General features: G+C 70.0%; 9 protein-coding genes. 4 read left to right on the top strand and 5 right to left on the bottom strand.

The genetic code is table 11. The annotated features are described in order from the left end of the window. Positions 1 to 10 precede the first annotated feature (10 nt). The 5 genes from AB0A97_RS05065 to AB0A97_RS05045 form a co-directional block, all read right to left on the bottom strand. Complete coding sequence (locus tag AB0A97_RS05065) at positions 11 to 682, bottom strand: hypothetical protein (protein ID WP_361144513.1); 672 nt, start codon at positions 680 to 682, stop codon at positions 11 to 13. 269 nt (positions 683 to 951) lie between these two features. After that, positions 952 to 2775 (bottom strand): glycoside hydrolase family 3 protein, encoded by a 1824-nt coding sequence (locus AB0A97_RS05060; RefSeq protein ID WP_361144510.1) that lies wholly within the window; start codon positions 2773 to 2775, stop codon positions 952 to 954. A gap of 647 nt (positions 2776 to 3422) precedes the next feature. Continuing rightward, the gene (locus AB0A97_RS05055) at positions 3423 to 4232 is read right to left on the bottom strand and encodes a sugar phosphate isomerase/epimerase family protein (RefSeq protein WP_361145296.1); all 810 of its coding nucleotides are present in this window, start codon (positions 4230 to 4232) and stop codon (positions 3423 to 3425) included. 29 nt (positions 4233 to 4261) lie between these two features. Further along, on the bottom strand, positions 4262 to 5221 hold the full coding sequence (locus AB0A97_RS05050; RefSeq protein ID WP_361144507.1) for a bifunctional helix-turn-helix transcriptional regulator/GNAT family N-acetyltransferase: 960 nt from the start codon (positions 5219 to 5221) through the stop codon (positions 4262 to 4264). Between the two features lie 43 nt (positions 5222 to 5264). Then, the gene (locus AB0A97_RS05045; protein WP_361145293.1) at positions 5265 to 6509 is read right to left on the bottom strand and encodes a LacI family DNA-binding transcriptional regulator; all 1245 of its coding nucleotides are present in this window, start codon (positions 6507 to 6509) and stop codon (positions 5265 to 5267) included. A 225-nt stretch (positions 6510 to 6734) separates the two neighbouring features. Between AB0A97_RS05045 and AB0A97_RS05040 the strand changes: the two genes are divergently transcribed. From AB0A97_RS05040 to AB0A97_RS05025, 4 genes are all read left to right on the top strand, one after another. After that, entirely contained in the window at positions 6735 to 7886 is a 1152-nt protein-coding gene (locus AB0A97_RS05040; RefSeq protein WP_361144504.1) for a Gfo/Idh/MocA family oxidoreductase, read from the top strand. Continuing rightward, on the top strand, positions 7883 to 9010 hold the full coding sequence (locus AB0A97_RS05035) for a dihydrodipicolinate synthase family protein (RefSeq protein WP_361144501.1): 1128 nt from the start codon (positions 7883 to 7885) through the stop codon (positions 9008 to 9010). The genes AB0A97_RS05040 and AB0A97_RS05035 overlap by 4 nt, the downstream gene beginning before the upstream one ends. Next, entirely contained in the window at positions 9007 to 9885 is an 879-nt protein-coding gene (locus tag AB0A97_RS05030; protein WP_361144498.1) for a sugar phosphate isomerase/epimerase family protein, read from the top strand. The genes AB0A97_RS05035 and AB0A97_RS05030 overlap by 4 nt, the downstream gene beginning before the upstream one ends. Before the next feature lie 321 nt (positions 9886 to 10206). Next, complete coding sequence (locus AB0A97_RS05025) at positions 10207 to 12474, top strand: ATP-dependent RecD-like DNA helicase (RefSeq protein WP_361144495.1); 2268 nt, start codon at positions 10207 to 10209, stop codon at positions 12472 to 12474. The last annotated feature ends 102 nt before the right edge of the window (positions 12475 to 12576 follow it).

Here is a 12576-nt window from a genome sequence, read left to right as displayed (position 1 = left end):
GGCCGGCGGTTCACAGGCGGCGGGCGCACCCTACCGGTGCCCCGCCGCCCAACTGCACGTACAAGTCCGTGTCGGCCGGACAGGCAGAACGAGAACGGACCGCCGCTGTCACTGTGAACTGCGGCGCCCGAGCCCCCGTCCCGTCACATGCGGTCTCCTTCACCTCGCCTTGCCGCGACGGGCGGACGCAGTCCCCGACGATGGTGCGCGGGCCGCCGCCCCCGCCGGGATCACCGGGGTGCGGCGCTTCCAGATTGCGCATACAGGCGTAGCCCTGCGGTACCGCGCCGTCACCGTTCTCGTCGGAAGCGGGCCGGCGTTCGCTGATGTGCAGCACGAAGTCCGTCCGTTCCGGACACAGCGGGCCCTGCGCCTGCGGACCGTCGTGCCGGGAGAGCACCAGGGCAGCGGCCCTCTCGCTGCGGCAGGACACTTGGTGAAAGACGGTACGTCCGCGGCTGCTGCACGTACCCGGGGCGAGAAACGTTGCTGCCGGAGACGGATACGGAGACGCGGTGGCCGCACCGCCGCTTCCGCCCCCGCTTCCGTTCCCCTGCCCATTTCCGTCACCGTTCGCGGCCGAGCCACTGCCGTCGCGCTGGCAGGCGGACAACGCCACGAGCAGCAGAGCCGCCATCACGCAATCCACGGCGCCGTTCCCGTACCCCTTGACCCTGCGCATCGCGGCCCCCTGCGTCCCCCGGTGCGTGCACCTCAGCCTGGCCCGCCCATTCGGGGGCACGCCAGGCGTAACGGACGCATTGCGCACGAGGTACGGGCCGCGCAGTACGCAGCGCTGCGGGGCCGGCGGTACACGGTCCGTACGGAGCCCGGCAGCGCCGAAGCCCCGTACGAAGATTCACCGTGGGCGCCGTGGGCATCACTGACACCTCTGACACCGCCAGTACCGCTGACACTGTCGGTACCGCTTACGCCGCCGGCACCGTCGGCTCAGTACGACAGTCCGTGCCCGATCGGGTGGAGAACGCTCCCCGGCGCATCAGCACGCATCACCGGTACCGGCAGCTTCCCCTGCGGATCGCGCCGCCCGGCGATCACCCGGGCCGCGGCCCGCAGCTCCACGTCCGTCCAGGAGTAGGTGGCCAGCGCCGCCCGTACGCCCGGCAACTGCGCGATGTCGTACGGATTGCGCACGGCCACCTGCACCACCGGCTTGCCGGTGCCCAGCAGTGCCGCGACCAGGGCGCGCTGCGACGACGACGCCGTGACGTTGTACGTCGCCACGATCGCCGCGTCCTGCGTACGGAGCACCGAAACCGCCCGGTCGATCAGTTCCCGGGTGGGCGCGGTGCCGGTGGGGAGCGCGGTCGTCGTGAAACCCAGCTGATTGAAGGCCTCTGCGAGCACCTTGGTGGGCGGGCCCCCGGTCCCGGACGGCGATGCCGCGTCGGCGCCGGTCACCAGCAGACGCCGCTGCGCGCGCCGGGACAGCGGCAACGGCCCGCCGTCGTTGACGAGCAGCGTGGTGGTACGCTCCGCGATCCGGTCCGCCGTGGCGAGGTGCCGCCGCGTACCGACGGAACGTTCCACCGCGCGGTGCGTCGTGTACGGATCGTCGAACAGCCCGCGCCGCTCCTTGAGCAGGAAAATGCGCATCAGTTTCTCGTCGATGTCCTGCTCGGTCAGCTCGCCCGTCCGTACCGCCTTGAGCACGCTCGCGAAAGCGACGGCGATGTCCGGCGGATTGAGCAACTGGTCGACCCCCGCCTTGAGCGCGAGCACGGCCACCCGGGCGTCACCGTACTTCGTCCGTACGCCCTGCATTCCGAGCGAGTCGGTCACCACCACACCGTCGAAACCGAGACGCTCGCGCAGGACGCCGGTGAGGATCGGACGGGACAGCGTGGCCGGGTCCTCGTTCGCGTCGAAGGCGGGCACGACGATGTGCGCCGTCATGATCGAATCGATGCCGGCCTCGATGGCGGCCCGGAACGGCGGGGCGTCCAGCCGCTCCCACTCCTCGGCGGTGTGCCGGATGTACGGCAGCCCCACGTGGCTGTCGGTGCCGGTGTCGCCGTGCCCGGGGAAATGCTTGGCCGTCGCGGCCACCCCGGCGCGCTGGTACCCCTGTACCTGCGCGGTGACCAGCCGCGCCACCGCCTTCGGCTCGGAACCGAAGGAGCGTACGCCGATCACGGGATTCGCGGGGTTGACGTTCACGTCGGCGACCGGCGCGTAGTCCTGCCGGATGCCCATCGCACACAGTTCCTCGCCCGCGATCCGTGCGGCCGTACGGGCGTCCTCGCGCGATCGCCCGGCGCCCAGCGCCATCGCGCCCGGGAAGAGCGTGGCGGGCGCGCCGATCCGTGCCACTATCCCGTGCTCCTGGTCGGTGGAGATCAACAACGGTACGGGGACACGCTGGGCGGCGGCGGCCCGCTGGATACCGTTGGAGAGGTCGGCGATCTGGTGGGGATCGCGGGTGTTGTGCGCCCAGCCGAAGTAGATGATGCCGCCGAGGTGGTACTTGGCGACCAGTTCGACGGCGTTGGAGACCCCCATCTCCTTGCGGTTGGCCTCGGCGTCGGCGGGGTCCGGATCGGTCGCGGAGTGCCCGTAGACCCGCATCACGAACAACTGGCCGACCTTTTCCTCCAGATTCATCCGGGAAACGAGCCGAGCCGCGCGAGCACGGGCGTCGGTGGCCCCGGAGGCGCGCGGGCCGGAAGCGGCGGCGTGAACGGCGCCGCCGCCCGTACCCATGGCACAGGCGGCGGCCGCGGCGGTGGTCAGGACGGTACGTCTGGAGTGCATCGGCGCTCCTTCCGGAAAGCTTCCTCGCCGAGTGCTGCCCCGGCGGTCCGAAGGAAACTTCCAAGAAGTCACGAGTAGCCGGAAAAGGATGGCCGGTCAATGTTCGACGGCTCTGCCAGTCGGGGGACGCGGTGGTCGCCGGTGACGGACGGCCCGGCCCGGGGGGCGGTGATCCGCCACCGGCGCGTTGGAGGGGGTGCACCGGTGGCGGGTGCTGCCGGCCGCAGGCGGCGGAGAGGGTGGTCAGCAACGCAGCCAGCAGCGAGGCCGACACCGCACTGCGGGGTCACACAGCACACCGTTTTGACGGTCGGCGGGCCGGGTGGGTTCCCCGGTTCGGCGTGAATACGGGAAAAGGTACGGATGTGGGGCGATGTGTTCTTGAGGCCGCAGCGAGTGGTGCAGAAACGTTTCTGGGAACGGGCGTGGTGGGCGGGGATTCGTACGGCCGCGGCTTCGTACTCCCCGTATCTCCGTAACCCGGTACCTCCGAAGCCCCCGCACCTCCGTATCCCTGCCCGTCCGGGCCGGCTCGGCGCCCGCCGCCGTCGCGTACCTGAACACGTGGTGCCTTCTACCGAACGACACCCGCGCGGCCGGGCGCGACAAACGGCCGCACGCGGCACGGCCTCCCGATGCCGCGCTCCTCAGGCCGCAGCCGACGCCACCAGCCGCTCCAGGTGCTCGCGCCCCGCGCTCAGCAGCCCGGGAAGGTCGGCGGCGCGTGGGTACCACCGCTTCTCGTACTCCCAGCACAGCCAACCGTCCCACTGCGCGCGGACGAGCGCCCCGATGCAGTCGGCCAGCGGGACCGTGCCCGCGCCGAGCGCCAGGGGAGTGGCGTCCTCGGCCGAAGCAACGTCCTTGACCTGCACGAACCCGAGATACGGGGCGAGCGCCGCAAACGTGTCGGCCGGCGCCTCACCGCCGAGCCACGGGTGAAGTACGTCCCAGAGCGCGCCGATGTGCCGGTGCCCCACGGGGCCCACGATCCGCGCCGCGTCGGCACCGCGGGGATGCGAGTCGTGCGTCTCCAGAAGAACGCGTACATCCCGCTCCGCCGCGAACGGCGCGACCGCGGCCAGGTGCCGGGCCGCCTCCGCATCGGCTTCCGCGACGGGACGGTCACCCCCACCAGGGAACACCCGCACGAACTTGGCTCCCATGTCCGAAGCGAGCACGACCAGCTCGGTCAGCTCCGCCGCCAGCTCCTCCTCGCCACGTTCGTCATGGGCCGCGGCCACTCGCGCGTACCCGGACACCGCCAGAATGCTCACTCCGGCGTCGGCGAACTGCTGACGTACCGCTGCACGTTCGCGCAGCCCGATGCGCGGATGCACCTGTTCCTCTGGGTGGGCCCGCAGCTCCACCCCGTCGAATCCGGCGCCGGCCGCAAGCTGCACGACCTCGCCCACCGGCATCCCGGGCACTCCGAGTGTCGAGAACGCATATCGCATATCGCTCATGAGAACCATGTGAACACAGATCAGAGCGGCAAACGCCAGTCCTGTCCGACGAGGTCCCGCCCGAAACTGTGATGCGGCTTCTCGGCGGTCAGCTCGAAGCCCGCGCGCTCGTACAGGACGCGCGCCGCGCTCAGTACGGAGTTCGTCCACAGGACCAGTTCGCGGAAGCCGGCCTGGCGGGCGAAGCCGACACACGCGGACACGAGAGCCTGGCCGACGCCGCGCCCGCGTGCTTCCGGTTCGACCAGGAGCAGCCGCAGCCGGGCCGTTCGAGGAGGCGTCTCGTCCGCCGGGGCGATGACCGTGTCGATACCGTCCCGTACGCACATGACGGCGCCCACCCGTTCGCCGTCCAGATCGGCGATCCAGACGCGGTCCCAGCGCGCGTCGCGATGTTCGCCGTATTCGGCGACGATACGGGCCACCAACGCCTCGTAGTCGAGGTCGAAGCCGTACTCCCGCGCGTACAGGGCCGCATTGCGCTGCACCATCCAGCCGAGGTCGCCGGGCGCGGGGGCGCGCAGCCGCAGCACGGGCTCCGGGCGCTCCGCCGTGTCGCCGAGCAGCTCTCTTATGGTCGCCATCGACTCCGCGAGGCGCGCCCGGTCCCAGGGGGCAAGTCGGTTGAGGAGCGTTCCCACGGAGTCGCACGAACGTTCCTCCAGGAGGTCCGCTGTCGCACGGCCCTCCTCGGTGAGCATGATGCGCTGCCGCCGCCCGTCCCGCTCGGAAGGGCCGCGGGTGATCAGACCGCTCTCCTCGAACCTGCTGAGCAGCCTGCTGAGGTAGCCCGCGTCCAGGGAGAGCGAGGCGCGCAGGTCGGCGGCGTCAACCTGCTGGGTGTGCGCGATCTCGTAAAGGACCCGGGCCTCGGTGAGCGTGAACGGGGTGTAGAGGTGGCGGCCGTAGTCGAGCGCGCCGAGGAGGTTCGTGTAGAAGTGGTTGAACCTGCGGATTTCCTGCACCTCGTGGGCTGACATGGCGCATCCCGCCTTACCGTTGACCCAGTCAAGGTTGACTGCGTCAAGAGTATGGGACGGACGTGGACGCGCGCACCATCAACTCGCCGCGGAGCGTCGCGACTTCTCCCGGCGGCGACGCCTCACGCCCCATCGCCAACCGCCCGGCCCGCGCGCCCGCCTCCTGAAGCGGCAGCCGTACGGTGGTGAGCGCCGGAGCCGCGTCCGCGCTGAACGGCAGATCGTCGAAGCCCGCCACGGAAATGTCGCCGGGTATCCGCAGGCCGCGGTCGCGCAGCGCGGCGCACACTCCGAGAGCGGCGGTGTCGTTGGCCGCGACGACGGCCGTCAAGGAAGCGTCACGGCGCAGCAGTTCCAGGGCGGCGTCGTAGCCGGCGGCGCGGTCGTAAGCGCCGTGGACGGTGCGGTGGGCCGGGTCAGGGATGCCGTGCGCGGCGAGGGCGGCCCGGTGGCCCTCCAGGCGGTGGCGGGTAGTGGTACGGCCGGGCGGCCCGGCGACGTATCCGATGTTCCGATGGCCGAGCGAGACCAGGTGCTCGGTCAGACGTCGGGCGCCACCCCGATTGTCGAAGGCAAGGGTGACGAGCTGCGGGGGGACTGGCGGCGGGGCGAAAAGGCCGCCATGAGAGGCGGCACGGTCATGGGAGCGTCCCACGGTGGTGCGCGTTTGCGGGGCCGGACCGGCCTCAGGGCGCTGCCCGCCGCCTGCCCCTGGCGTAACAGGCGGGCGTCCGCACAACACCACCCTCGTACCCGCACCGGCGAGCCGTGTCAGTGCCGCGGCGACAGCCTCAGCGTGATCGGCGTCCTCCACCACGCCGCCGGTCAGAACGACTGCGGACGCGCGTTGCCGTTGGAGCAACGTCAGGTAGGTGAGTTCTCGCTCCGGGCAGCCACCGGTGTTGCACACGACGGCCAGCTTTTCGTCGATCCGCACCATCTGGTTCGGGGGACCGGGGTGACGGCGCGCACCGCCGTCATCCGTTCGTGTGCCCATTCCGTCGGCCGTCGGCGTGCCCGAGCCACCGCTCACCTCGGATTGCACGGCCGAGGCGAGGATTCCGAAGAACGGGTCGGCGATGTCGTTGACGAGAATGCCCACCAGATCCGAAGTAGCGGCGGCCAGCGCGCTGGCCTGGCCGTTGACCACGTACTCCAGGTCCGTCACGGCGCGCAGCACGCGCGCTCGGGTGCTCTCGGCGACCGGGTAGTTGCCGTTCAGTACGCGCGAGACGGTCGCCGTCGAAACCCGCGCCCGCGCCGCAACATCCGCCAGTGTCACTGCCATCGATCGCCCCGCCCGCTGTCGTGCCTCTTGTCCTTGCCTCGTGCCGCAGGCTAGCTTCTCCGGCGATGGAAAGCGCTTACTACGCGTTTCTGGCCCGCGCTCGCCGTCGGCTTGGCCATCGTCGTCATGAAACGTCAACCACTGTCCTCCGCCCGCCGTGCGCGTCGGCGCTGGTACCGCGCTCGTGCCCCGTGAGCGGAGTGCTCCGTAAGGAAGGGCCGGACCGTGACACGCACGACCGTACGCATCGCCATGAACGGCGTGACCGGACGCATGGGATACCGCCAGCACCTGGTCCGATCCCTCCTCGCACTGCGAGAACAGGGCGGACTGGATCTCGGTGACGGCACGGTGATCTGGCCGGAACCCATTCTTGTGGGCCGCGCCGGACCCAAGCTGCGGGCGCTCGCCGAGCGCCACGGCCTGGAGCACTGGAGCACCGATCTCGACACGGTGCTCGCGGACGACAGCGTCGACATCTACTTCGACGCCCAGATCACTGCCGCGCGCGAGGAATCCGTAAAGAAAGCGCTTGCTGCCGGAAAGCACCTGTACTGCGAGAAGCCCACCGCCACCAGTCTCGATGGCGCGCTGGAACTGGTCCGCCTGGCCGACGAGGCCGGCGTCAAGCACGGCGTCGTACAGGACAAGATCTTCCTGCCCGGCCTGCTCAAGCTGCGCCGCCTGGTCGAAGGAGGGTTCTTCGGGCGCATCCTCTCCGTGCGGGGTGAGTTCGGCTACTGGGTCTTCGAAGGCGACTGGCAGTCGGCGCAGCGCCCGTCCTGGAACTACCGGGCCGAGGACGGTGGCGGCATCGCGGCCGACATGTTCCCTCACTGGGAGTACGTCCTGCACGAACTCTTCGGCCGGGTACGCACCGTGCAGGCCCAGGTCGCCACCCACGTACCGCGTCGCTGGGACGAGAACGGCAAGCCGTACGAGGCCACCGCGGACGACGCCGCGTACGGAATTTTCCAACTGGACGGCGGCATCGTCGCGCAGATCAACTCCTCGTGGGCGGTGCGGATTCACCGCGACGAACTGGTCGAGTTCCAGGTGGACGGCACGGAAGGCTCCGCCGTCGCCGGGCTTCGGAAGTGCCGCGTTCAGCACCGCGCCGCTACTCCCAAGCCGGTCTGGAACCCCGACATTCCGGCAACCGAACCGTTCCGCGAACAGTGGCAGGAGGTACCGGACAACGCGGAATTCGACAACGGCTTCAAGGCGCAGTGGGAACTGTTCCTGCGCCATGTCGTACGGGACGAACCCTGGCGCTGGGACCTGGCCGCGGGCGCGCGCGGTGTCCAGCTCGCCGAGCTGGGACTGAAGTCGTCGGCGGAGGGCCGCCGCCTGGACGTACCGGAGCTCGGGCGATGAGCGGTCGGGGGAGTGGTGCATCCAGCGAGCCATCCACGGCCGGCACACCTCCTACCCCATCCCGTACCGTCTTCGCCGCTGCCCATGTGGTAGCCGACCCCTTCGCCGACACCACGCCCGAAGGCCCTGCCGTCATCGACTGGGACGCCACCCTGGCCTTCCGCCGCCACCTCTGGTCGCACGGCCTGGGCGTCGCCGAAGCCATGGACACCGCGCAGCGCGGCATGGGCCTCGACTGGTCCTCGGCAGCCGAACTGATCCGCCGCTCCGCCGCCGAAGCCGCGGCAACGGGCGGGCGTATCGCCTGTGGAGTCGGCACGGACCAACTGACCGTGCCTGAAGCGAGCCTGGCTGATGTCCGTGCCGCCTATGAGGAGCAACTCTCACTCGTGGAGGGGGCAGGCGCCCAAGCCGTCGTCATGGCTTCCCGGCAGCTCGCCGCGACGGCCACCGGACCGGAACCGTACGTGGAAATCTACGGGCATCTGCTGCGCCAGGCCGCCGCGCCGGTGATCCTTCACTGGCTCGGCCCGATGTTCGACCCCGCTCTAAAGGGTTACTGGGGCAGCCCGGACCTGGACCTGGCAACCGACACGTTTCTGCAGATCATTACCGAGCACCCCGCCAAGGTGGACGGTGTGAAGGTGTCGTTGCTGGACGCCGACCGCGAAGTCGAGCTGCGCCGGCGCCTCCCGGAGGGCGTGCGTTGCTACACGGGCGACGATTTCCACTACCCCGAGCTGATCGCCGGTGACGCGCACGGCTTCAGTGACGCGCTGCTCGGCATCTTCGACCCGCTCGCTCCGCTGGCGGCTGACGCCGTACGCCTTCTGGACGGCGGCGACACCGCCGGCTTCCGCAAACTGCTGGACCCGACCGTCGCGCTCTCCCGCCACCTTTTCCAGACGCCGACGCGTTACTACAAGACCGGCGTCGTCCTGCTCGCCTGGCTCGCGGGGCACCAGGCGCACTTCACGATGGCCGGCGGCCTCCACTCGGCACGTTCGCTGCCCCACCTGAAGCGGGCGTACGAACTGGCCGACGCCTTGGACCTGTTCCCGGACCCGGAGCTGGCGGCGGCCCGTATGCGCCGACTCGCCTCGGTGTACGGAGGTACGGAATGAGCAGCGCCCTGCCGCCTCGTTCGGAAGAAGCGGACGAAGCTCTGCTCTCCCGCTTCAGCATCAACCAGCAGACCGTCAAGCAATGGTCCCTGCCCGAACTCGTCGACGGCTGCGTGAAAGCGGGAGTACGCGGCGTCGGTCTCTGGCGCGCTCCTGCGCAGGAATACGGAGTGGCCGCCGCCGCCCGGCTCGTACGGGAGGCGGGGCTGACCGTCACCAGCCTTTGCCGCGGTGGTTTCTTCACCGCCCTCGACTCGAAGGAACGCGCGGAAGCGCTGGCCGACAACCGGGCCGCCATCGAGGAAGCTGCCACTCTCGGGACCAGCACCCTCGTGCTCGTCTCGGGCGGGCTGCCGCCGGGCAGCCGCGATCTGCACGGTGCCCGTGAACGTGTCGCCGACGCACTGGGCGAACTCGTCCCGCACGCAGCCGAGGCAGGGGTGCGCCTCGCGCTCGAACCGCTCCATCCCATGTACGCGGCGGACCGCTGCGTCGTGTCCACCCTCGCCCAAGCCCTGGCGCTGGCCGAACGGTTCCCGGCCGAGCAGGTGGGCGTGGTCGTGGACACCTACCACTTGTGGTGGGACGACACGATCGGCTCGCAGATCGGCCGCGCGGGCGCCGGAGGCCGTATCGCGGCCTTCCAGCTCGCCGACTGGGTGACGCCACTGCCCGCCGGCGTACTGCTCGGGCGGGGGCAACTCGGGGACGGCGTGGTGGACCTGCGCTGGTTCCGGGAGCAGGTGGACGCCGCCGGCTACCGGGGGCCCGTCGAAGTGGAGATCTTCAATCCGGCGCTGTGGGAGCGGCCGGGGACGGAGGTGCTGGCCGAAGTCGTCGAGCGGTTCGCCCGTCACATCATGCACGCCAGGTAACGATGAGATAACTCAACGGATCCGTGCAACCGTTCCCGGGCCCGGCGGGTCGTACTTGTCGTCAGGCTCCCGAGGGGAGAGGGAACCGGGGGGATCCGAGGGGGGATCTGGGGGCCGCACGGAGGGGGAATCGAGGGGCCCGGTCTTCGGACCGGGCCCCTCGAAGCGTCTCGGCGCGGGTGGCGATCCGGCGCGGCGAAGTTGTCCGTGACGGTTGTGGGAGTCGCCGGACAGCAGTCGTCGGGCCGCACCACAGAGCCTTCCGACCGAGTTATCCACAGGCCCGAACGCGATGTCGGACCTCGGCGGTACCGTCGGTTCATGTTCATTCCAGCCGTGGTCGAAGGGGTCCTGGAGCGGATCACCTACGCCAATGAGGAGACCGGTTACACGGTCGCGCGTGTCGACACGGGCGGCTCCGGCGATCTCCTCACTGTCGTCGGTTCGCTGCTGGGCGCGCAGCCGGGGGAGTCGCTGCGGCTGGAAGGCCGCTGGGCCTCCCACCCGCAGTACGGACGGCAGTTCACCGTCGAGAACTACACGACGGTCCTGCCCGCGACGATCCAGGGCATACGCCGCTACCTCGGATCCGGCCTCATCAAGGGCATCGGGCCGGTCATGGCCGACCGCATCACCGGACACTTCGGCCTCGACACCCTCGACATCATCGAAAAGGAGCCCAAGCGCCTCGTCGAGGTGCCCGGGCTCGGCCCCAAACGCACGAAGATGATCGGTGACGCCTGGGAAGAGCAGAAGGCCATCAAGGAGGTCATGATCTTCCTGCAGGGGGTGGGCGTCTCGACCTCCATCGCGGTGCGCATCTACAAGAAGTACGGCGACTCCTCGATCTCCGTGGTCAAGAACCAGCCCTACCGCCTCGCCGCCGACGTCTGGGGCATCGGCTTCCTGACCGCCGACCGCATCGCGCAGGCCGTCGGCATCCCGCACGACAGCCCGGACCGGGTCAAGTCGGGCCTGCAGTACGCGCTCTCGCAGTCCACCGACCAAGGGCACGTCTACCTCCCGGAGGAAGATCTGATCGCCGCGGCGGTCAAGCTGCTCCAGGTCGACACGGGGCTGGTCATCGACTGTCTGGGGGAGCTGGCGGGCGACCCGGAGGGAGTGATCCGCGAGACCGTGCCGTCGCCGGAGGGCGGCAGCCCCATAAAGGCCATCTACCTCGTCCCGTTCCACCGGGCCGAAACCTCTCTCGCGGCGCAGCTCCTGCGGCTGTTGCGGACGCAGGAGGACCGGATGCCGTCGTTCCGGACCGTGGCGTGGGACAGGGCGCTGGCCTGGCTGGCCAACCGTACGGGAGCCTCGCTGGCGCCCGAGCAGGAGGCCGCCGTACGGCTGGCGCTCACCGAGAAGGTCTCCGTGCTCACCGGTGGGCCCGGCTGCGGCAAGTCCTTCACGGTCCGCTCGATCGTCGAGCTGGCCCGTGCGAAGAAGGCCAAGGTGGTGCTCGCGGCTCCCACGGGCCGGGCCGCCAAGCGGCTGGCGGAGCTCACCGGCGCCGAGGCGTCCACGGTGCACCGGCTGCTGGAGCTCAAGCCGGGCGGGGACGCCGCGTACGACCGGGACCGGCCGCTCGACGCCGACCTGGTGGTGGTCGACGAGGCGTCCATGCTCGACCTGCTGCTCGCCAACAAGCTCATCAAGGCGGTGCCGCCGGGTGCCCACCTCCTCCTGGTGGGCGACGTGGACCAGCTTCCTTCGGTGGGGGCGGGTGAGGTGCTGCGGGATCTGCTCGCCGAGAACTGCCCGGTCCCGGCCGTACGGCTGACCCAGATCTTCCGCCAGGCCCAGCACTCCGGCGTGGTCACCAACGCCCACCGCATCAACGAGGGCGTCCTGCCGATCGTCGAGGGGATGAACGACTTCTTCCTGTTCGTCGAGGAGGACTCCGAGGAGGCCGGCCGGGTCACGGTCGACGTGGTCGCGCGTCGTATCCCCGCGAAGTTCGGCCTGGACCCGCGGCGGGACGTCCAGGTGCTCACCCCCATGCACCGCGGCCCGGCCGGTGCCGGCACGCTGAACGGCCTCCTCCAGCAGGCCCTCACCCCGGCACGGCCCGAAGCGCCGGAGCGGCGTTCCGGAGGCCGGGTCTTCCGGGTGGGCGACAAGGTGACGCAGATCCGCAACAACTACGAGAAGGGGCACAGTGGCGTCTTCAACGGCACGGTCGGTGTCGTCACCAAGATCAACCGGGACGAGCAGTGGCTGACGGTGCTCACGGACGAGGACGAGGAGATCTCGTACGATTTCGACGAGCTGGACGAGCTGGCGCACGCCTACGCGGTGACCATCCACCGTTCCCAGGGCAGTGAGTATCCGGCGGTGGTGATTCCGGTCACCACCGGCGCGTGGATGATGCTGCAGCGGAACCTGCTCTACACGGCCGTCACCCGGGCGAAGAACCTGGTGGTGCTGGTCGGCTCGCGCAAGGCTTTGGGGCAGGCTGTACGCACCGTGTCCGCCGGTCGAAGGTGGACCGCGCTGCGCCACCGACTCGTCGGTGCGGTGCGTGGTCACCTCTTCCCCAATCGGGGCGAAGGGGAGCAGGATGGGCAGCTGGAGCGGCACTGAGTGCCGCCCACAGGCCCTATGGCCGACCCCGAGTGCACAGCCAAGGTCCAAATGGGGGAAGGTATAGGCAGTCAGGGCACCTCGAAGAAGAGGCACAACGTC

This window comes from Streptomyces sp. NPDC045470 (assembly GCF_040646595.1).
In the GTDB taxonomy this organism is placed as follows: Bacteria; Actinomycetota; Actinomycetes; order Streptomycetales; family Streptomycetaceae; genus Streptomyces.
This window is presented reverse-complemented; position numbering and strand designations above follow the sequence as displayed.